This is a genomic window from Botrimarina colliarenosi (assembly GCF_007859955.1).
GTDB lineage: Bacteria > Planctomycetota > Planctomycetia > Pirellulales > Lacipirellulaceae > Botrimarina > Botrimarina colliarenosi.
The window spans coordinates 2,059,262-2,080,178 of the sequence record NZ_SJPR01000001.1 but is presented as its reverse complement, the minus strand read 5'-3'; the positions used below and the strand labels follow the sequence as shown (position 1 = coordinate 2,080,178).

General features: G+C 67.6%; 19 protein-coding genes. 6 read left to right on the top strand and 13 right to left on the bottom strand.

Going from position 1 to position 20,917, the window contains the following annotated elements:
- Positions 1-476: 476 nt before the first annotated feature.
- From Pla108_RS08255 to Pla108_RS08240, 4 genes are all read right to left on the bottom strand, one after another.
- Complete coding sequence (locus tag Pla108_RS08255; RefSeq protein ID WP_146444382.1) at positions 477-1,748, bottom strand: beta-ketoacyl-[acyl-carrier-protein] synthase family protein; 1,272 nt, start codon at positions 1,746-1,748, stop codon at positions 477-479.
- Positions 1,749-1,887: 139 nt separating this feature from the next.
- Positions 1,888-2,442, bottom strand: coding sequence for a beta-hydroxyacyl-ACP dehydratase (locus Pla108_RS08250; protein WP_146444381.1), 555 nt, complete (start codon positions 2,440-2,442; stop codon positions 1,888-1,890).
- Positions 2,443-2,732: 290 nt separating this feature from the next.
- The gene (locus tag Pla108_RS08245; RefSeq protein WP_146444380.1) at positions 2,733-3,122 is read right to left on the bottom strand and encodes an acyl carrier protein; all 390 of its coding nucleotides are present in this window, start codon (positions 3,120-3,122) and stop codon (positions 2,733-2,735) included.
- Positions 3,123-3,236: 114 nt separating this feature from the next.
- On the bottom strand, positions 3,237-3,731 hold the full coding sequence (locus Pla108_RS08240; protein WP_146444379.1) for a 3-hydroxyacyl-ACP dehydratase FabZ family protein: 495 nt from the start codon (positions 3,729-3,731) through the stop codon (positions 3,237-3,239).
- 263 nt (positions 3,732-3,994) lie between these two features.
- On the opposite strand from Pla108_RS08240, the gene Pla108_RS08235 reads away from it, so the two are divergent.
- Both Pla108_RS08235 and Pla108_RS08230 read left to right on the top strand, forming a co-directional pair.
- Positions 3,995-4,669: a hypothetical protein gene (locus Pla108_RS08235; protein WP_146444378.1), complete on the top strand. Its 675-nt coding sequence runs from the start codon at positions 3,995-3,997 to the stop codon at positions 4,667-4,669.
- Complete coding sequence (locus tag Pla108_RS08230) at positions 4,666-5,517, top strand: hypothetical protein (protein WP_146444377.1); 852 nt, start codon at positions 4,666-4,668, stop codon at positions 5,515-5,517. The genes Pla108_RS08235 and Pla108_RS08230 overlap by 4 nt, the downstream gene beginning before the upstream one ends.
- A gap of 306 nt (positions 5,518-5,823) precedes the next feature.
- Here the strand turns inward: Pla108_RS08230 and Pla108_RS08225 are convergent, their stop codons facing one another.
- The 6 genes from Pla108_RS08225 to Pla108_RS08200 all read right to left on the bottom strand — a co-directional run bounded on the left by Pla108_RS08225 (position 5,824) and on the right by Pla108_RS08200 (position 11,865).
- Complete coding sequence (locus tag Pla108_RS08225) at positions 5,824-8,220, bottom strand: arylsulfatase (protein ID WP_146444376.1); 2,397 nt, start codon at positions 8,218-8,220, stop codon at positions 5,824-5,826.
- A gap of 265 nt (positions 8,221-8,485) precedes the next feature.
- Entirely contained in the window at positions 8,486-9,487 is a 1,002-nt protein-coding gene (locus tag Pla108_RS08220) for an alpha/beta hydrolase (protein WP_197526357.1), read from the bottom strand.
- Positions 9,484-9,879 carry a type II toxin-antitoxin system death-on-curing family toxin gene (locus Pla108_RS08215; RefSeq protein ID WP_146444374.1) on the bottom strand — a complete coding sequence of 132 codons (396 nt, stop codon included), beginning with the start codon at positions 9,877-9,879 and terminating at the stop codon, positions 9,484-9,486. The genes Pla108_RS08220 and Pla108_RS08215 overlap by 4 nt, the downstream gene beginning before the upstream one ends.
- Before the next feature lie 5 nt (positions 9,880-9,884).
- Positions 9,885-10,097: a hypothetical protein gene (locus Pla108_RS08210; protein WP_146444373.1), complete on the bottom strand. Its 213-nt coding sequence runs from the start codon at positions 10,095-10,097 to the stop codon at positions 9,885-9,887.
- A 51-nt stretch (positions 10,098-10,148) separates the two neighbouring features.
- On the bottom strand, positions 10,149-11,039 hold the full coding sequence (locus Pla108_RS08205) for a class I SAM-dependent methyltransferase (RefSeq protein WP_146444372.1): 891 nt from the start codon (positions 11,037-11,039) through the stop codon (positions 10,149-10,151).
- Between the two features lie 4 nt (positions 11,040-11,043).
- Entirely contained in the window at positions 11,044-11,865 is an 822-nt protein-coding gene (locus tag Pla108_RS08200) for an undecaprenyl-diphosphate phosphatase (RefSeq protein WP_146444371.1), read from the bottom strand.
- Positions 11,866-11,989: 124 nt separating this feature from the next.
- Between Pla108_RS08200 and Pla108_RS08195 the strand changes: the two genes are divergently transcribed.
- The 3 genes from Pla108_RS08195 (at position 11,990) to Pla108_RS08185 (ending at position 16,355) form a co-directional block, all read left to right on the top strand.
- Positions 11,990-12,973, top strand: coding sequence for an MBL fold metallo-hydrolase RNA specificity domain-containing protein (locus Pla108_RS08195; RefSeq protein WP_197526356.1), 984 nt, complete (start codon positions 11,990-11,992; stop codon positions 12,971-12,973).
- Between the two features lie 218 nt (positions 12,974-13,191).
- The gene (locus tag Pla108_RS08190) at positions 13,192-15,039 is read left to right on the top strand and encodes a hypothetical protein (RefSeq protein ID WP_146444369.1); all 1,848 of its coding nucleotides are present in this window, start codon (positions 13,192-13,194) and stop codon (positions 15,037-15,039) included.
- A gap of 17 nt (positions 15,040-15,056) precedes the next feature.
- Positions 15,057-16,355 (top strand): polysaccharide biosynthesis/export family protein, encoded by a 1,299-nt coding sequence (locus Pla108_RS08185; protein ID WP_146444368.1) that lies wholly within the window; start codon positions 15,057-15,059, stop codon positions 16,353-16,355.
- A gap of 80 nt (positions 16,356-16,435) precedes the next feature.
- On the opposite strand, the gene cutA is transcribed toward Pla108_RS08185, so the two are convergent.
- The 3 genes from cutA to Pla108_RS08170 form a co-directional block, all read right to left on the bottom strand.
- Positions 16,436-16,765, bottom strand: a complete 330-nt coding sequence (cutA, locus tag Pla108_RS08180; RefSeq protein WP_146444367.1) for a divalent-cation tolerance protein CutA — start codon at positions 16,763-16,765, stop codon at positions 16,436-16,438.
- 97 nt (positions 16,766-16,862) lie between these two features.
- Entirely contained in the window at positions 16,863-18,200 is a 1,338-nt protein-coding gene (locus Pla108_RS08175) for a hypothetical protein (protein WP_146444366.1), read from the bottom strand.
- Between the two features lie 248 nt (positions 18,201-18,448).
- The gene (locus Pla108_RS08170) at positions 18,449-19,624 is read right to left on the bottom strand and encodes an aminotransferase class I/II-fold pyridoxal phosphate-dependent enzyme (RefSeq protein WP_146444365.1); all 1,176 of its coding nucleotides are present in this window, start codon (positions 19,622-19,624) and stop codon (positions 18,449-18,451) included.
- A gap of 301 nt (positions 19,625-19,925) precedes the next feature.
- On the opposite strand from Pla108_RS08170, the gene Pla108_RS08165 reads away from it, so the two are divergent.
- On the top strand, positions 19,926-20,714 hold the full coding sequence (locus Pla108_RS08165) for a sigma-70 family RNA polymerase sigma factor (RefSeq protein ID WP_231934328.1): 789 nt from the start codon (positions 19,926-19,928) through the stop codon (positions 20,712-20,714).
- The last annotated feature ends 203 nt before the right edge of the window (positions 20,715-20,917 follow it).

The window sequence follows — 20,917 nt, the reverse complement described above, 5'->3', positions numbered from 1 at the left end:
CCGCCCTTCCGTTTCACAGGAGAGATCAGGCAGGTGGTCGTCGAGGTGGAATAAGTGGGCTGCGAACTCATGTCAGCCCCGTGGGTACAACAAAGAGGGAGTTGGGGATGTCGCCGAAGTTGGACCAACACCAGCGGCTTTGCCCAGCCGGGAAGTCGCAGCGGTCTCCTGGCAGCAGGGACACCTCCCGCAGTTTCGGAATACTGCTGCGAGATCCAGGAAGTGGCTACCTAGCTCCCCGCGTTGGACATCGCCTCAGCGACTTCGGAGCTGCCTCGGCGTCAGCGGATTGGCTTCGGAGGGAGGATCGCCCAATCGTGGCGACACCGTCGCAAGAACAGGAAGAATCCCCCTCCCTTTCAGGGGAGGGGTTAGGGGAGGGTCTTCGCGCTCATCACAGGAAGGCTCTCCTGTCCTGAACGGTTTCACCCTCCCCCGGCCCCTCCCTGAAAGGGAGGGGGGAACGCGGCGGAGCCTCAGACGCTGCCGGCGATCAGCGTGACGTTCTGCCCGCCGAAGCCGAAGCTGTTCGACAGCACTGTCGTGCACTTCTTCTCGCGCGGCTTGTTCGGGATGTAGTCGAGGTCGCAGTCGGGGTCGGGCGTCTCGTAGTTGATCGTCGGCGGCATCACGCCCTCGGCCAGCACCTGCAGGCAAATGATCAGCTCCGTGGCGCCGGCGGCGGCGATCAGGTGGCCCATCATGCTCTTGGTGCTGCTGACGGGCGTCTTGTAGGCGATGTCGCCCATCGCCTGCTTGAGCGCGAGCGACTCGACGCGGTCGTTCACCGACGTGCTCGTACCGTGGGCGTTGACGTAGTCGATCTGGTCGGGGTTCCGCTTCGCGTCGGCCAGGGCGATGTTCAGGCAGGTCGTGGCGCCGCGCCCCTCGGGGTGGGTGTCGGTGATGCGGAAGGCGTCCGCCGTCGCGCCGTAGCCGAGCAGCTCGCCGTAGATCGTCGCGCCGCGCTTCTTGGCGTGCTCGTACTCTTCGAGGACCACCATGGCGCCCCCCTCGCCGAGGACGAAGCCGTCGCGGCCTTTGTCGAACGGACGGCTCGCGCGCTCGGGCTCGTCGTTCCGCTCGCTGAGGGCGGTCAGCAGATTGAAGCCGGTCACGCCGAACGGGTGGATCATGCTGTGGCAGCCGCCCGAGAGCATCACGTCGGCGTCGCCGCGGCGGAGGATCTCGGTCGCCTCGCCGATCGCCTGGCTGCTGGCCGCGCACGCCGTGAGGCAATTGCTGTTGGGGCCTTGGGCGTCGAACATCGCCGCCAGGTAGCCGGCCGGCATGTTGGGCTCTTGCTCGAGCTCGAGCTGCGGGTCGAGCGTCTTGATCCCTTCCTGAACGAAGCGGGCGATGTCGAGCTGCCCCCCCTTCATCGCGACGGTCATCATCCGCGCGAACGAATCGAAGTCCTGCTGCCCCTCGCCGGCGCCGAGATAGACGCCCATCCGCGTCGGGTCGACCGAGCCCGCGACGCCCGACTGGTCCATCGCCTGCTTGGCGGCGCCGGCGGCGAAACGGGTGTGGCGGCCACGGAGCTCCCACTCGGCCGGATCGAGCCCGACCTTGGCGACCGACCAGTCCCGCACCTCGGCGCCGATCCGCGTTGGGAACGAGCTGGCGTCGAACAGCGTCGTCGGACCGACGGCGCTCTTGCACTCGAGCAGGTTGCTCCACAGCTCGGGGACCGTGTGACCGAGCGGCGTGACGCAGCCCATACCGGTGATGACGACGCGACGCATGGCGAGTGGAGGGGCGAGGGGGTTCGGGACGGGGGACGAGGGGGGGCTTGTTAGCGACCCCGATTCTTTCTGCCGGCGCCAGGCGGGGCAAGGGAAGTGGAGGGGCCAGGCACGGCCTCGTCCCCTGTCCCCAATCTCCTCACACCAGCACCGGCAGCCCGTAATCGGCGGGCTGCATGCGGCTGCCGTCCTGGCGGACGCCGACCTGGAAGACGCCGGTCACGTGCAGCCAGCGGACGAGGTCCGCGGGGTCGAAGAGGCGGGCAGGCAGGCCCTTGGCGGCGGCGTCCGAGTCGGCGCCGGTGGCGAGGCGGGCGAAGAAGATTTCGGCCACCGCCTGCTCGCGCTCGCCCCCGACGCCCCGAGCGGTGGCGGTCACCGTGCACTGGGCCCCCGCGTCGAGCGCCCGGCCGATCGTGGCGTGGTACTCAAGGGTCTCGCTCGGCCGCACCGCCGTGTTGAACGTCAGCTTGGTGAACTTGGCGAGGACGACCAGCTCCTTGAAGCCGTACATCTCACTGACGAGCAGGCCGGCCGTTTGCGCCATCCCTTCCGCGATCAGCGAGTTGGGCAGCACCGGGTAAATGTCCCAGTGGCCGTGGATGAACTCGTCCGAAAGCGTGACGCCCTTCACCCCGCGCGCATGCGACCCCGCGACGTACTCGGTGAAGCGATCGACCCAGAACCATCTCATGAGTAGGCAGTGGGCAGGAGGCGGTGGACGGTAAGCGAGGGGAGGTCTTGGCGGTAGCCAAGCCGACACCGCCTAGAAACACAGCCGGTGAATCGATCGACCCAGAACCAGCGCATCGAGAGGTGGGGAGGCTTGAGGCTACAGGCTTGAGAAAGGGTGGTAGGGACCGCCCTTTGCGGCGTTCCATGTGGGCGGGTGCTTCGCGTTGTCCGTAGCGTTTGGAACGCCACGGAGGGCGTTCCCTACGGCGGCTCCGCCGCCACTACTTCTCAAGCCTGGTCGCTCAAGACTCAAGCCTTCGCAAGCTTGTACTCAACGAAACCGCACATGTCCTGCACGGTCAGCTGCTTGCCGAGCTTCTGCACCTGCGGGTCGCTCTCGAAGGCGGAGAGGTTGGCGAAGGGCATCCGCTCCTTGAGCTTCGCGATCCCCTCGGCGTTCACCTTGCCATCCGCGACATAAGCGGTGTCGGTGAGGATGTCCTCGGGGAATAGCTCGCCGCGCTCGATCTTGATGTTGAAGGCCTTCTCCAGACGGAAGACGATGTCCAGGAAGTCGATGCTCTCGGCGTCGAGGTCCCCTTGGAGCGTCGCCTCGGGAGTGACTTCGTCCTCTTCGACGCCCAACGCGTCGACGAGGGCCTCTTGGACCTTGGCGAAGATCTCTTCTTTGGTGGGCATACCGTTTCTCGTCTTCTCGTAAATCGTTAAGGGTCGAAGGGCCGTCGCGTCGGGCTCCTTCCAAGGTTGAAGTCGTCCGCCGTGATGGCGCCGCTTGCTTCGCTACTGTTTCGGCTACGCCGTCGCCCCCGCGGGGACGCCGGTGAGCCTCATTACCGATTCAATCGACCGCAGGTAGCGGACGACGTGAGCGTCGACCTCGGCCAAAGCGGGGTCGTTGTCGGCCAGGTTGTATCTCTCAAGCACCAATCGCCCCGAAAGACTCGTGCTGTCGCCCACTTTGCCGGTGACTTTAAAAGTCGCCTCACGCTCATCTTTCTTCATCAACTCGGTGGTGATGGTCAGACACGAGCCGGGCCGGACGAAGTCGGCGTACTTGATGTTCTTGGCTTCTTTCAGGGCCGTGATGCTGTGCGCGAAATCCTCGCTCAACCGCAGCAGCCAAGCCGAGGCCTGAGTCGCCGCTTCCAGCATGAAGACACCCGGCAGCACGGGGAACTCCGGGAAATGATCCTGGAGGTACTCCTCGCTGTAGCTGACTTGTTTCGAGCCAACGAGACGCTCGTCGGCGACGAACTCGTCGATTTTGTCGAGCAGCCAGAACCGCATGGCGGAAGGTCTCCGGCGGAGCGAGGGCAGGCACGCATGGCCGCCAGGCGGACGCGGGGGATTGGGTAGGATGGGGGGTAGAGCAGCGGATTATAGCCGGCCCCGGGAGTGGCCACAACGCTACCGGGATGGCCACCGTGCGGCAGTGAGCCGGCGGGCGTCGGGTCTCCTGGCGCCCGGTAGCCCTCTCCTCGCCCCCGGCTCGCTGGCCGCGGAGTAGAATCCGTAGCTAGCGGCCGCCAAGCCCTCGAGCTCAAACTGCGATGTCGACGCTCCCTCCGCCCGACGACTCCTCCCGCGGCCACGCCCACAAGAAGCGGCCGGCCGCCGTCGAACGACTCGGCCTGTCGCTGCCGGTGACCGAGAAAGACGTCAAGCAGGCTTATTTCCAGAAGGCCCGCGAGGCGCACCCCGACCACGGCGGCGCCATGAGCGACTTTCTTGAGGTGCAGCGGGCCTTCGACGAGGCGGTCGAGTACGCCAAACGGAACGGCAAGCGGCTCCCGTGGATCGGCGCCCAGGTGCCGGTCTACGTCGCCCAGCGCGACGCGATCGAGCTGGTCGAGCGCTGTGGCGGGACTTTCGTCGTGGAGACGCTCGAGTGGCTCGAGGGGACCATCGGCGATGATTTCGCCCAGATGGCCGACCGGCTCAAGGCGATCGACCTGTCGGGCCGTCCTGTCGGCGACGCCGAGCTCACCGAGTTGACGGCCGACCCGGCCCACCTGCCCTTTCTCGAAACACTCAACTTGGCCGACACGGCTGTGGGCGACCGGGGAGCGATGCGGCTCACACGGCTGGCCAGCCTCAAGCGACTCGACCTGCGCGGGACGAAGGTGACGTTCCCGTTGCGACGCCAACTGGCCCGGTTACCCGGGATGGAGCACGTCGAAGGAACCAGCCGCCTCGCCGAGCTACTACGCAGGCGCTCATCATGACAAAACCGGTTACCCAAGCAGCCGTCGCGTTCTTTGTGCTTGCCTCCGCCGCAACGGCTCAGTTGCCGGTGGCGACGGGGCGGGAGATCGCGCTCGATCGCCCGCAGTGGAAACTTTTCATTCCTGCAACCTACGAACCACGCGCCGGCGGCGCCGTCGATCGGTTGATCCACTTTCACGGCGACCCCCAAACGGTCTGGAACAACGCCGCTTACGCCAAGCTCAACGCTGTCGTCGTCACGGTCAACTACCCGGGGCTGTCGAGCGTCTATAGCACGCCGTTCTCCGACCCGGCGCTCTTTGAGACGCTGTCAGACGCAGCCCTTGCCAAGCTGCGTTCGGAGGACGACTTCGGCGCGGCGGCCCATTGGGACCATCTCACCGTGAGCTCGTTCAGTGCGGGCTACGGCGCCGTCCGCGAAATCCTCAAGCAGCCACGCTATCGAGACGCGATCGACGTGCTGTTGGCGGCCGACTCGCTTTATGCCTCGACCGACGAGAACGGGACGCCGGTCGATGCGCAGATGGTGGACTACAAGACCTTCGCCGAGCTGGCCGCCGCCGGGAAGAAGACCTTCACCTTCACCCACTCCGACGTGGCGACGCCAACGTACGAGAGCACGCGTGCGACGGGCGACGAGCTCCTCGCTCACCTGGGCCTCACCGCCACGGCGATCGACCGGCCGGGCCTCGGCCCGCTGCGGTTCACCCGCACGGCTTCCCGGGGTGGGTTCACGCTCTGGGGCGCCGCGGGCGACACCGGCGAAGACCACATGGCGCACCTGCGCTACCTGGCCGAATGGCTCGGCGACGAGAATCGCTACGAAGCGGAAGACGCGTCGCCCTGAGCAGTCGGCGTTGCCTTCACGGTGGGCCGTTTGTCGGCGTCAGCGACGCGGTCTGCCCATTTCCAAAGATGAATCTGACGGCGCCGATCCGACTGACGCAGCTGGGCCGAACGCACAAGCTAGAGAGGACTTCATCCCCGGGGCAGATCTGGCAGCGTCCGAACTCGCATCGGTGTCGGGTTCCGGCAATTTCCGTACGGCGCCGCTGCGCTCTCACCGGACGGACCTAACCGTGCACCGATCGCGGCTGCCGGAACTCCGCTAGGGTTCGCAATTCGTCTGGAAAGCATCTGCTGAGCGGCCGCCTTATTTCAAGCTGATCGTGACCTTTTCGATTTTCCCCTTAAACTTGCTCGACTCCTCGTCGTAGTCGGTAGAGACCGAGGTTTCGCGGTCGAGGCCTACGTTTGCGGTCTCGTCCGCCGACCAGATTGCGAACTGCGTCTTGTCGACTTTCGCTGTGCCGACTTGCTTCCCATCAATCGAAAGCGTCGCCGTCCCGCCGGCTCCCAGCTTGGGCTGACCGTCGCCATTCTTGCCGTCGTACTCAAATGCCAACTTGATCGTTGACTTGCCCTCCGGCAGGCCCGTGTCGGAAGTTACGGAGTAAGATTCGAGGCCGAGGAAGTTGTAGGTATAGACCGGCTTGCCTTGGTGAACATACAGACTCCAGCCGCCGAAGCGGCCGCCCTGGCTGACAATCACCCCGCCAGCGTCGCTTGCCGTGTTGTCAATCTCCGCGACAATCTCGAACGATGTGTTCTTGGTGTCGATGAAGTCGTTCTCCGGCAGAAAGCCGAGGCCCTCGTACACCGTGAGCGACTTGCGGTCACCCATCAGCGTCGGCCGGCCGGCCAGTTTCGCGTTGACCCGTAGCTGGCGGCGGTCGTCGAGCGGCAGCACCTTGTACTTGAGCGCCTCGGTCAAGAACATCTCCTTCAACTCCTCCAGCTTCTCGGGATGCTTCGAGGCGAGGTTGTTCGCCATGCTGAAGTCTTCCGCCACGTGGTACAGCTCCCACACGTCGTTCTCGAACGTGTTGCGCGGCGGCGCCCACGGGAACATGTGCACGGTTCCCGCGAACCAACCATCGTAGTAGAGGCCGCGGTTGCCCATGATTTCGAAGTACTGGACAAGGTGGCGGTCGGCGGCCTCCGCGTCGTCGAACGAGTAGACCATGCTGACGCCCTCCATTGGGCGCTGACCCACGCCGTTGACCGTGCGAGGTTGCGGCAGACCGGCCGCTTCGAGGATCGTGGGCGCGATGTCGATCACGTGGTGCCACTGGTCGCGCAGCTCGCCCTTCGCCTTAATCCGCGCCGGCCAATGGACGACCGTCCCCTGGCGGGTCCCGCCGTAGTTGGCCGGCACCTGCTTGGTCCAGGTGAACGGCGAGTCGAAGCACACAGCCCAGCCGGCCGCCATATGGGGGTAGGTGCTGGGGCCGCCCCATTCGTCGTACTTTTCGAGCATGTCGGGGACGGTCTCGTCGACGCCGTTGAAGTAAGTCATCTCGTTGTACATGCCGATCATGCCGCCCTCGGCGCTCGTGCCGTTATCGCCGGCGATGAACACAATCAGGGTGTTGTCGAGTTCTCCCAACTCCTCTATCGCGCTAACTAGCCGACCAATCTCCGTGTCGGTCATGTCGAGGAAAGCGGCGAACACATCGGCCTGACGTGCGAACAGCTTCTTCTCATCCGCTGTCAGGCTGTCCCAGTCCTTGATGTCTTTCGGCTTGTCGGCCAGCTCCGTCCCCTTGGGGATCACGCCCAGTCGCTTCTGGTTTTCATAAATCCGCTTACGGATCACGTCCCATCCTTCGTCGAAGTCCCCTTCGTGCTTCTCGATGTACGACTTGGGCACGTGGTGAGGCGCGTGGGTCGCGCCGGGAACGAAGTACACAAAGAACGGCTTATCGGGCGTGAGCGACTGCTGCGAGCGAACCCAGTTGATCGCTTGCGTGGTCATGTCGTTCATAAAGTGGTAATTCGGGTCGCCCTTAGCCGGGTTGTCGACCGGCGTCACGCCGTCGTAGATCGCTGGCGACCACTGGTTGGTCTCGCCGCCCAGGAACCCGTAGAACTTGTCGAAGCCCGACAGGGTTGGCCAACGAGTGAGCGGACCAGACGGGCTGATCTCCCACGCCGCCACCTCGTGGCACTTGCCGAAATGGGCGGTGCTATACCCATTCAGCCGAAGAGTCTCCGGCAGCTTCGCACAGCTCTCAGGGAGTTTGCCGGTCTGCCCCGGGAACGACGTGGCGATCTCCGTGATCGATCCCATGTTCACGCTGTGGTGGTTGCGACCGGTCAGCAGAGCCTGCCGCGTTGGAGAGCAAAGCGCCGTGGAGTGGAACTGGTTGTACATCAAGCCGTTCCTAGCGAGGCGGTCGAAGGTCGGCGTCTTCGTTACGCCGCCGAACGCACTCGTGCCGCCGAACCCAAGGTCATCGATCATGATGACCACCACGTTGGGAGCGCCCTTGGGGGCCTTCACCTCGAACACGGGCGGCGCTTTGGCATCGCGCGCGTCGAGCGTCTCAATCGCTGGCTGCCACGGCGCGGCGATGGGAAGGTCGCGGCGGTTGACCGGAACCTGATAGTCCGATTCCTGCGCCTCGGACGGCGCCGCAAGCAAGACCGCGACGAGGGCCGCCAAGGACGCCCCATGGAGAGCGGGCAGAGTACGGAAGGCGGTCATGGCTCAGTTCCGACGTGTGAAGTAGTCACTTTTAGATAAGAGGTAACTCGCCGACTCTCTGCCGAGCCGCGACCGTCTGCTGAGCCTCGACCGCCTCTACAACGAAGACGTGACGCCGGTCAGGCTGACGGTAGCCCCGCCATAGCAGATAAGGCCGTGACGGAGATGTCGGCAAGCACGGAAAGCATAGCTCACCCGACTCCCTGAGTCGACTAAACGCCCTCGCGTTTACCAAAAACTCACTCCGGATCGCTCAGAGAGCCCGTTAATGGGCGGCCCCAGAAGCGTCGTCGGTAGGGCGAGACGCCGTTTGCGTTCCCATTGAAACGCCCTCCGTGATTGCATTGACAACGTCACGCCACTCCCAGTCGAGCGTCACTTCGTGGCCGCTCTTGGGGAGCTCTACGAGGCGTTTGTCGGTGGCGCCGATCTGCTCGTAGTAAGCCTCGATGGCGGGCGTATCGACAATGTGGTCGTCGCCCGCGACGACGACGATCACCGGCGTCGTGAGGTCGGCCGCCCGCGGGGCGTTGGCGTCCATCAGCGTGAAGAGCTGGTCGACAACGGCCCTAGGCGTGAATGGCGTGCCGCCAGGGTGGCTCGTCTTTTCCGGGTCGCGGCAGTCGAGCGGGAAGGGCGAGTGCAGAACGTGCGTGAAGACGAACGTCCATTCCGAGATCTCATGCCACGCCCGCGTCGAGAGCAGCGGGCTGCGGGCGCTCGAGACCTTGATCGCCGGCGCCAGCAGCACGGCGAAGTCGGCCGCGTCTGGATCGTCGAGCAGCACGCCGATCGTCACCGCCCCGCCGAGCGAGTGGCCGACGACGCCGACCCGGTCGAAGCGTCCGCGGAGCGAAGCCAGTTCATCGCGCACCGTGGCGAGCCATTGCGCCGCCGTGGTCTGGCTGTACTTCGCTACCGGCTCGGCGAAGCCGGGCAGCCGCACGACTCGGCAGTGGTAACCCCGCTCGGCGAGCGCCGGCGCGATGTAGTCGTAATGCCGCGGCGAGGCGTTCGTGCCGTGCACCAGCAGGATGGCCGTGTTGGTGGGCGCGTCGCCGGCGGCGGGGAGGTCGTACGACTCGCAGCCTTCGAGGACGCCGTCGGCGTTGCGGTCGGTCGTCGCCTCCCAGCCCGCCGCCGCCCGGGCGACGTAGGCCGAGTAGGCGGCGTCGATCGCCAGGTGCAGCGGCACGATCGCTAGGGCGACGAGGCCAATGACTCGCCACCAGCGGCGGCGTGGTTGGTTCTCAACTTCGTCGGTCATGCGATCGGTTGGGTGTGCTGGCGGAGCCATTCGGCGAAGGCCTCTTCGGAGAGCTCGCCGGCGGCGAGGGCGAGGACCGCCTCGTACCAGTCGTCGTCACTGGCGATGAGCGCGTAGCCTTCCTCGTTCAGGAAACCTTCGCAGACCACGGCAGCCGTCCGCTTGTTGCCATCAAAGAACGGATGGTTTTTCGCTAAGCCAAAGCCATACGCCGCCGCCAAGGCAGCGATGTCGGGCCGAGGTTGAGAGTATGCCCAAAGATTTCTGGGGCGATTGAGAGCGGATTCCAGCAAGCCTGGATCACGCAGCCCCTCCTGGCCGCCGTGTTCGGCTAATTGCGCAGCGTGAGCGCGACGAATCGCCTCAGTCTGGATCCATTGGGGCTCGTTCATGCGTGCTACTCGGCGAGCCGGCGTAGCACGTCGCGACGACGCTCCATGACCGCTTTGAAAGTAGCCACTTGGCTCTCGATGACATCGTCCGTGGGGCGAAGGACTCCGTCTTCGAAGACGATTTCACTTCCTTCGATTACGCCAAGGCGCGCCGCCAAGTCGTCGGGCAGAAAGACTGCCGGCTTGTCGTCGATCATCGTTACGCGAAGTGTCGTCATAATTCTACGGCTCTGAATTGAGGGACCCCTCCAGTCTACCACAGGTTCGCCCTACCGCGGCCAGCGGGCCGCGACGCCGCTCTCGAGCTTGCGACCCGACGCCGTCGTAAGGAACAGGCGATTACTCGCCGGGGGTTGGCCGCAGTGGCCGACGATCGCGTCGGAAAGATAAGCGGACAGCTCGGCGGGGCCGACGCCCGGTGTGTGACAGGTGGCTAGGAAGAACGTCGGCGTCCGGTCGACGAGCGTCGCGCAGAGCTCGAGCAGCGGCAGCAGGTCACGCTCCAGCCGCCACGCCTCGCCCTTCGGGCCGTGGCCGTAGGTGGGCGGGTCGAGGATTACGGCGTCGTAGCGTGAGCCCCGCTTCACTTCGCGCTGGCAGTAGCGGGGCACGTCCTCGACGATCCAGCGGATCGGCGCCGCGGCGAGGCCCGAGCGCTCGGCGTTCTGTTTCGCCAATTCAACCGACGGTTTCGACGCGTCGACATGCGTCACCGTAGCGCCCGCCACGGCGGCGGCGAGCGTGCTGCCGCCCGTGTAGGCGAACAGGTTGAGCACGCGCGGCGGCTCGTCGGGGCGCGCCGCGGCGAGCCGCGCGGTCCGGTCGGCGATCCAGCGCCAGTTGGCGAGCTGCTCGGGGAACACACCGATCTGCCCCGCGGGGGTCGGCGTCAGGCCGAGCGTGAAGGCCTGGTCTTCGCCGAGCGGGACGCGGCATGCTTGGTCGCCGGCCCACTTCTTCGGCTTGGGCGTCCAGTCACCGTCGGTGGCGCGGGCGCCGTCGTAGCGGGCGGTCGCTTCTTTCCAGGCGCTCGCGGGCGACGCCGTGGCGGCATCGCCCGCGGCCGGGCAGGGGCGGTCGAGCAACAGCTCGCCGAACCGTTCCAGCCGCCGGCCGCCGCCGAAATCGATCAGCTCGTAGTCGGGCCATCCTTCTGTCACGGACTCAACTCCCCGTGACGGGGCCGAAGACGCCCAGCCGCCAAGCAATCACCGCCAAGCCGAGCGGCACGAGGTACCAGGCGAACACGGCGAGCTTGCCACGCCGGACGAACTGGATCAGCAGCGCCAGCGCGCCGAGGCCGACGATGAAGGAAACGCCGAAGCCAGCCGCCAACCGCACCATCGGCGTGCCGGTCGTCCCGGCCTCGACCGCGTCGAGCGCCTCAAGAAATCCCGCCCCGAGGATCGCCGGGATCGCGAGCAAGAAGGCGAACGTCGAAGCGCTCTGGCGGTCGAGCCCCACGCCCAGCCCCGCGGCGATCGTCGAGCCGCTGCGGCTGACGCCCGGCAGGATCGCGAACGCCTGGGCGGCGCCAATCGCCAGCACCTTGCCGCGGGTCAGCTGGGTGTAATTCAAGTCGCCCACCGGCCGCCGCGACGCAATCACCAGGATGGCGGCCGTCACGGGGAACATCACGGCGGCGACCAGGACGTTCTCGAGCAGCCCGTCGGCGATGGCGTCGGGCAGCCCCTTCTTCAGGGCGATGCCGACCAGCGCGGCGGGGATCGTGCCGAAGATCAGCAGCGGGGCGACCCGGCGATCGGCGCCGATCAGCCGCCCGATCTCGCGCCGGTAGTAGACCAGCACGCTTGCCAGCGTCCCCATATGCAGGGCGATGCTCACCTCCACCAGGTCCTTCACCGGGGGCGATCCGAGCGTTTGCAGCAGGGCGTTGCCCACCACCAAGTGCCCCGACGAGCTGACCGGCAGGAACTCGGTGAGCCCCTGGACGACGGCGAGGACGAGGATTTCGAGCCAACCCATGCAGTGGAATGCGGATTGCGGAATTCGGATTGTGGAATCGCCGACGCCGGCGCTTTGGGGGCGATATTATGCACGCTTACGCGTCACTCCGCATTCCGCAATCCGATTTCCGCAATCTAGCGCCTTGTTCACCTACGAAGACGGACTGCTGCTGACCCGTGCTCGGCTCTGGGTCGATGTGCGGCGTCGGCAGGCGCGGTCGTTCGTGTCGCACGCCCACGCCGACCACATGGCCCGGCACCAGCTGGCGCTCTGCACGCCCGAGACCGGCCGGCTGTACCAGGCCCGGCTCGGCGGGCCGGGGCGGGGGCGGCTGCCGGTGCAAGAGATGCGGCTCGGCGAGGCGGTCGACCACGGCGGCCTGCGGCTGACCGCCTTGGGGGCGGGCCACTGCCTCGGCTCGGCAATGCTGCTGGCCGACGACGGCGAGCGCTCGCTGCTCTACACGGGCGACTTTAAGCTTGGAGAGTCGCTCACCGCCGCGCCATGCGAGCCGCGCCACGCCGATTGGCTCGTCATGGAGTCGACCTTCGGCCGTCCCGAGTACCGCCTGCCGCCGCGGCGCGAGGTGATCGAGCGTCTGCTGGAAGTGGTGCACGAGGCGTTCGCCGCCGGCCGGACGCCGGTGATTCACGCGTACGCTCTCGGCAAGAGCCAAGAGGTGACCAAGATCCTCACCACGCACGGCGTCCCGGTGTTGCAACACCCTGTGGTGTGGGAGATGAGCCGCGTCTACGAGGCGTGCGGCGTCACGCTGGCGACCGGCGACGCCGATGTCGCCCGCTACGAGGGACGCCCGCTCCAGGGACACGCCGTGGTGACGCTCCCCAAGGGGATGAAGAACCACCGCGTCGCCGGCCTGGGCCCCGTCACATCGATCGCGGTGACGGGCTGGGCGGCGGGCAAGGCGCCTTACCGGCTGGCGGTCGACCACGCGCTGCCGTTGTCGGACCACGCCGACTTCACCGAGCTGCTAGAGTTCGTCGAGCGGGTCGAGCCTTCGCGCGTGCTCTGCACGCACGGGCCGCGGTCGTTTGTCGACGAACTGTGCAGCCGGGGCTGGAACGCCGAGCCGCTGGCGCCGGAGCCGCAGGGTCGGTTGTTTTAATCGTGCTAGCGGCCCGTGCTAGCATCGCCCCGGCAATCTGTGCCGGTTAAGCGACGGTGGGCTAGCAAACGCGAGTCGGCCGGGTCCGGTTTTGCTAGTCGCCCGGACTGGAAGCTTCCGAACCTACAACGGACGATCGCCCCGTCTTGTCGGGCGCGGGTGATCGGGCCGTCGGCATGGATGCCGGCGGGTTGTGCCGCCAAGCCGAGCCACCACGCATGGAAGCCGCGTCGACTCAACGCGCCGCCCTCCGCCTCTTCGCCGCTGGCGGTGGGGTGCTGCTGACCGTCGCTCTCGTCGCGGCCACCGGCTACTTCGTCGTCTTCGGCCGTCCCGAGCAGCGGTCGGCCGCCGCGGTCGACGCCGCGCCGACGACGCCCGAACTGCCGCGGTCGCCAGACTTGTTTGGTGAGGTCGGCTCCTATCGCCTGCCGCTGGCGACATCGGAGCGGCCGGCGATGACGCCCGTCACTCAACAGACCCTGACTCAGCAGCCCGTCACGCAACAGCTCATGGCGCCGCTGGCCTACGAGCCGCCGCGACCGCTGCGTCAGGTCGCCCCGACGCCCCCCGAACCGGTCTCAGCCGCGCCGCGCGACGAGATGGCGCCGTACGCCTGGAACGGCGCCCTCACGATCAACAACCCGGCCGCGATGGGGCCCCCCGAAGACGACGCGATCCCGCCCGTGCCGGTGGCGTCGCCATCGCCGCGCGTCGCGCTGGCGCGGAGCGGGCCGCGCTTCGATCCGGCGGCGCCCTACCAGTACAAAGCCCCGACGCCGGCGCCTCGCCAACAAGTTGCGGCCGAGGCGTTCGACGCATTCGAGGACGGGTCCGTCGAGGGCTCGGAAGCCTGGTCCGATGACGAGGCGCTCCTCGCGGTGGCCGCCCCGCTGCGGCCGCACGCCGACCCGCGCCCGCTCCGTGAGATGGCGTCTCCTGAAGGCGACGCGCTGTTGACCTACACCGCTTCGACGAAGGACCTCAGCCGGCGACTCGAACCCGAAGTGCAGGCCGGCTTCGAATTGGGCAAGGCGGGAGCGGTTTACGCCGCGCGGTCGAAGTTTGTCGAGGTGCTGCGGCGGATCGCGATGGCGAATGACGCGGCCGAGGGCTCCACCCGCTGCGCCGAGGCGCTCGCCGCCGGCCTCCGCACGCTCGACGAGGCGGACGACTTCATCCCGAAAGGGGACGCGCTCGAGGCGGAACTCGACGTCGCCGCGATCGCCCGGTCGCACGGCGTGCGGCTGCTGAGCGACGCGGGCCCCGTCGCCCCGCACGAGGCGATCGCCCGCTACTCGCAGTACGCCGCGCAGCGATTGGCCGAGGCGGCTGCCGATGAGCCGGCCGGTTCGATGGCGCTCCACGGCCTCGGCAAGACGTACGCCCGCCTCGAGGCGCAGGGTGGCGACGCCTCCGCGGGCCGCAAGTGCGCCGTGATGTATCGGGCGGCGATCGACGCCCACGCCGAGAACTATCTGGCCGCCAACGAGTTAGGCGTCCGCCTCGCGCAGGTCGGTCGCTACGAGCAAGCCCGCGAGGTGCTCAAGAAAGCGGCCTCGCAGCCCTCGGCGATCGCGACGGTGCACTCCAACCTGGCGGCGGTCGAGCAGAAGCTGGGCCGCGAGCAGGCGGCGATCGCCGCTCGCACGCAGGGCGACCGGCTCGCGCAACGCGAGCGTCTGGCGGGCGACGTGTCGCGCCGTCACGGCGTCGATTGGGTCGACCCGGCCGCTTTCCGGCAGGCGCCCGCCGCGGTCGGCGCCCCGCAACGGCCGACCCCGCCGGCGCCCAATCAACCGATGACCAGCCAGCCCATGACCGGCCAATCGGTGTCGAGTCAACCAATGCTCAACCAGCCCATGCCCACCCAACCCATGATGGCCCCGCCCCAGGCAGCGGCGTTTCCCGCCGCGCCCGGCTACGCGATGGCGCCCGCCAGCCAACCGAGCGGCTGGCGTAGTTGGATCGACCGCGCCAAACAGGCTACTGGCTGGGCCGAGCCCCCCGCGTCGCAACCGACAGCGCCCCCGGCGATCGCTTCGCAGCCGCGTGTCTACCGCTAACCGAATCGAACCCCCCGATGATGCTTCGACTCCTACGAACGACGCCGGCGATGGGGCGGCTGCTTGGCGTCCTCGCCACGCTAGCGCTGGTGAGCGGCGTGCCGGCGGCGCCGCCGGTGATGCTCTGCCAGCCGCCGTGCGAGACGCCCTGCGCCGAGTCGAACTGCGGCTGCGTCGGTGGCGGATGCGCCAACCCCGGCGCGCCGCACGCCATCTGGGGCGTCGATAGCAACACGGCGTGCAACGGCTGCAACGCCCAAGGCGAAGTCGGCTGGGACTCCCGCGGCGCGATCGACTGGCAACGCTTCGCCCAGGGCGAGTACGTCGGCCACGCCCGGACGGCACACGTCTCGGAGTACCGCCTGCGCGCCGACGACATCCTCTCGCTCCGCTTTCTGCGGACGCGGGAGGTGCTCTCGCGCCCCTACCAGCTGCAGGTCGGCGACCGCATCCGCATCGAGTCGCTCACCGCCGGCGGCTCGACCGGCGGCGGCGCCGACGCCGCTGCGCAGAGCAACTCGCAAGACAACCTGAGCCGCGAGGTGATCGTTCAGCCCGACGGCATGATCACGCTGCCGCTCGTGGGACGCGTCCCGGCAGCGGGGCGTCAGCTGGTGGCCCTCCAGGAAGGCCTCGAGGAGCGCTTCAAGGAGTACTACAACGTCCCGGCGATCACCGTCACGCCGATCATCCTCAACACACGGCTCGAGGACTTGCTCGAGACGGTCGACGGACGCGGCGGCAACCTGGGAGGGCGGCAGATCGCCTCCACGGTGACGCCGGCCGGCACGATCCAGCTGCCGGCGCTCGGCAACGTCTACGTGCAGGGACTCTCGCTCGACGAGGCGGCCCGCGAGATCGACGCCCGCTACGAGGCGGTCATCCCCGGCGTCAGCGTCACGGTCGCCCTCCAGCAGCGGGCGCCGCGGTTCATCTACGTGCTGGGCGAAGTCGCCACGCCGGGGCAGTTCGAACTTCGCGGCCCCACCACGGCCATGCAGGCGATCGCGCAGGCGGGCAGTTGGTCCAATGGCGCCAACCTGCGGCAGGTCGTGGTCTTCCGTCGCGGCGACGACTGGCGATTAATGGCGACCATGATCGACCTCCGCGGCGCGCTCTACGGCAAACGGCCCGTCCCGGCCGACGAGATCTGGCTCAACGACTCGGACATCGTGCTCGTGCCGAAGACGCCGATCGACGTGGCGGACGATTTTATCGAGCAGGTCTTCACGCGCGGCGTCTACGCGGCGGTCCCCGTCGAATTGCTCTGGGGCCAAGGCTTCGGCTCGGTGAGCTCGATCCTCTCGACCCGCTAAGGAAAGCTAACCGGGGCTAGCGCACTGCGGCTGATCGGACCGGCACATCAGCCGCAGGGCGCTAGCCCCGGTTAACTGTGCTAACGACTACGGCCCGCCGACTCCGCCACCTGCTCACGCAGCCACTCCGCGTACACCGGCGACGCGTGCGTGATCGGCGTCGCGATCAGCTCGGGCGTCTCGTAGGGGTGCAGCTCGGTGACGAGGCGCTCGACTTCCAGCCAACGCTCGGCGGTGGTCTTCGCGGTGCAGAGCCACTCTTGGCCCGTCTCGACGGCGCCCTCCCAGCGATAGACGCTGGTGATCGGCCCGCTGATCTGCACACACGCGGCGAGGCGCTGCTCGACCAGGGCCGCGGCGATCGCGTCGGCCGTCGCTCGGTCGGGCGTCGTGGTGGCGACAAGAATCACAGTCGAACGCCGTCCGTACTTGAGCCAAAGGCGCTAGCCTCGGGCGGGCCCTGATAACGATTCACGACAACACGGCGTCGTGCGCGTCAGGATCACGTCAAAGGGCGTCGATATCCAGAGCGCCCGACCCGAACGGCACGAGCACGCCGCGTTCGGTCGCCCGCATCGAGGCGAGTTGGGCGTTCTCCTTGAGCGTTTCGGCCAGGAGCCGTTGGGCGTTGGCGACTTGCGCGCGGAGGGCCGCTTCGTGCGCCTCGATCGCCTTCCGCTCGCGTTCCACCGCGGCCAGGTCGGCCTGCCACTTGGCGAGCTCCTCTTCGCGGTACGCCTTGATCTTCTCGGCGTTGGCCAACGCCTCTTCGAGCTTGGCGATGTCGGCCGTCATGGCTTGTTCGCGGGCGACGAGCTCGGCGCGCTCGGCTTCGAGGTCGTTCAGCAGCAACGTGTAATCACGCATCTGGCGGCGGTACTGCTTCGCGACGCCCTTGCCCTCCGGGTCGTCCGGAGGCACGACGTGGCCGTCGGCGTCGACCGAGACGAGTCGGTCCTCCGGGTCGTCGGGCTGGGCGGGCGTGCCGTCGCGGAGGTACTGCTCGACGACCGACTCGGGCAGCAACCGGCGGAGGGTCTCGTCGTCCATGCCGGCGAACAGCTCGCGGTCGTCGGCGGGCATCGACTCGTAGACGATCCAGGGGCCGCGGCTCGAGAGCAGCCGCTCGGTGGCGACCGGGTCGAGCTCGAGCTGGTCGAGCGGTTCGAGTTTGGCGGTGCGGCCGGCGACCGCGTCGACACGGAACTCGCCGATGTAGTGATTGGGCTTGGACTCCTCGGTTCCTTCAAGCGGGCCTTGCTCAAAGACGTAGACGATGGCGTCGGTCTCCAGGCCGAGCGACGGCGGCGGGCCAGACGGTTGCTCGGCGGCGGCTTCTTCGCCCTCGAGCGGCGCCTCTTCGCCTTCGGCCGGCGCGTTGAGCACGCTCGGGCGGACCGGGAACCGGACCTCGACGACGCTCGTCTGCGGGTCGGGGGGGCCGGTCGGGCTAGCGAATCGCCACACGCGGCCGCGGTCGCGGCTGAGCAGACGCAGCTTGTGCTCGAGCTCAACCGTGCCCGGGACGGCTTCGGTCTCTTGGGCGGCGAGCACGTCGCGTGCGGCGAGCTGGTTGACGACCTTCGGGACCGACGTGCCGCGCAGCAAGCCGTCGTTTAAGTCCACCTGCTGTTCGTAATTCTCTTCCGCCTTGGCGAGCTTCTCTTGGTACTCAAGCCGAGTGTTGAGCGACCGCGCCGCGAGAATCGCGTAGCCGACGCTCGCGAAGTAGAACGCCACCAGCACGAGCACGTGGGCCCAGTGCCATTTTTTCGAGGCAAGAAACGCCCCCACCAAGACGACCAGCGTCAGGACGCCGATCAGGATCTGGATCGTGATTTCCAAGGTGGGAAGTTCCGGTGGGTCGGGCGGGCCACAAGGAATGGTCGCCCAAGTCGAACCGCATGCCGGCCTAGAGGCCGTTTGCGGGCTTTGGGAAAGACAGTGAACCAATGCCGATCGTAAACAGGGCGGGCCGGTCGGTCAACGAAACTCGGCCACCCCGTGAGTGAACGTAAGTCACCACATGGCAAGAACTTGGCCCTAATCAAGGCGCCGACGTTATTCGCGCAAGCCGGAGGGCGTGGTTGGGGTCAACCGGGTTGCGCCGGATCGGGGGCCGGGCCCAGTGCTTCGACGAGCTGCCGCAGGTCGTCCGCCCCGTGTCGGGCCGAGACCGAAACCCGCAGCAGCGACTCCCCGGCCGGCACCGAGGGGGGCCGGATCGCCGGCACATAGAAGCCCCGCCGGGCGAGCTCCGCGGCGAGGGCGACCGCCCGCTCGGGCGCGCCGACGACGATCGGCACGATCTGGCTGGTCGACTGACCGGTGTTCCAGCCGGCGTCGCCGAGCAGCCCGCGGAGCCGCTCGGCATTGCGGCGGACCCGTTCGCGGCGTTCGGGCTCGGTGCGGACAATCTCGAGGGACGCGATCGCCGCCGCCGCAACGGCGGGAGGCGCGGCGGTCGAAAAAACGTACGACCGGGCCCGGTTGTGGAGCCAATCAATGAGGGCGGCGCTGCCCGTAACAAAACCGCCCGCCGACCCGAGCGCCTTGCTGAGCGTCCCGATCCTGACCGCGACCTGGGACTCCAGCGCCGGCGCCCTCTGAGCGGCGGCCTCGACCGAGCCGCGGCCCGAGGGGCCCCAGACGCCCGTGGCGTGGGCCTCGTCGACGACCAGCATCGCGTCGTGCGCGGCGGCGAGTTCGCCCAGCCCGGCCAGCGGGGCGAAGTCGCCGTCCATGCTAAAAAGCCCGTCGGTGACGATCAGCCGCCGGCGGAACCGCCCGGCGTCGGCCTCCAGCATCGCCCGCAGGGCGGCGGCGGCGTTGTGCGGATAGACCCGCCGCTCGGCCCTCGTCAGCCGGCAGCCATCGATCAGGCTGGCGTGGTTCTTGGCGTCGGCGTAGACGGCGTCCCCCTCGTCCACCAGGGCGGGGATCACCCCCGCGCCGGCCGCGAACCCGCTGGGGAAGAGGATCGCCCCCTCGGCGCCCTCGAACTCGGCCAGCCGCCGTTCGAGCTCGGCGTGCAACGCGCTGCGGCCCGAGACGACAGGGCTCGCCCCCGCCCCCCAGCCCGATCGGCCCGCCGCGGCCGCCGCCTCCGCCAGCCGCGGGTCGCCCGCTAGGCCGAGGTAGTCGTTCGAGCCGAAGTCGATCGCCCCGGCCGGGAGCCCCGAGCCGACACGCCGCTCGCGGCGCAGCCCGGCCCGCTGGAGACCCTCGAGGGCGCCGTCGAGCCAGTTGAGTGAGGATGAAGTCGACATCGGGGCGAATTTCGACAGGATCAAACAGGATCGACGGGATTGGCCGTCATCCGGTCGATCCTGTTGATCCTGTCAGAAAATTGCTGGCATGCCTTGGCGCTCGTGGCGTCTTGGCGGTTTCTGCGGCCCCAGTTTGACACAAGGCCCCGGAAGTCCAACGATTCAGCAGCCGTAAAGCGTGACGGCGCCATAGTTTACTAGCTGTAGGCCCTTATTGGGCGGCGGGCTGGGGGAACTTCTCCCCGGGTGGGGGCGTCCCACCCCCCGACGCCGCCCGCTATCCCGCCGTGCGGAGCGTCGTTTGACGGACCACCTCCCCCAAGACGACGCCCCCAAGGACCGGGACGACGGACCCCATCGCGGCGGCCCTCCCGACTCCTCCCCCGAGGACGACAGCTTGTCGAGCGTATCGATCCCGCTGACGCACGCCCTCGGCGCGGCCTTTGCCGGCGCCGTGGACCACCGCGCTTCGACGCCCGACGCCACGACTTCCGACGCTGCGGCCTCCGAACGAAAGCCGCTCGACGCCGATCAGACGATCGACGACCGGCTGATCGACTGCACACTCGCCGGCCAGTCGTCCGCCTACGGCGAGCTGGTCGGCCGCTACCAAGACCGCCTCCGGGCGTCGCTCACCCGCCTCACCGGTTCGGCCGAGGAGGCCGAGGACGTCGCCCAAGAGGCCTTTGTCCAGGCTTACCTCAAGCTGTCGAGCTTCCAACGCTCCAGCCGCTTCTACACCTGGATCTACCGCATCGCGTTCAACCAAGCGATCAGCAAGGGCCGCAAACGCCGCCCGCGCGTGTCGCTCAACGCCGTCCAAGAAGCGGGGGGCGTCGAGCCGCTCGCCGAGGCGACCGGCCCGACCGAGTCCACCTTCCAAGGCGAGCGCGCCGAGCTGCTGCACGCCGCGATCGCCGAGCTCGAAGAGGACCACCGCCAGGTGATCGTCCTCCGCGAGTTCGAGGAAATGGACTACCAGCAGATCGCCGAGCTGATTGGCGCCCCGATCGGCACGGTCCGCAGCCGCCTGTTCCGCGCCCGCTCGCAACTCCGCGAACGCCTTGCGGAAACGCTCGGTGAGGTTTGAACGCTGTGAAGAAGGAAGAAGCCCACGAATTACACGAATAAACGCGGATAAGACTTACATAGACTCGGATAAGGCGAGAGGAAAAGAATTCCCCTCCTTTTTAGGGAGGGGCTAGGGGAGGGTGAGACCGTTCATCACAGGGGCGTTTTCCTGTCCTGATCGCCGAGACCCTCCCCTAACCCCTCCCTGAAAGGGAGGGGGAA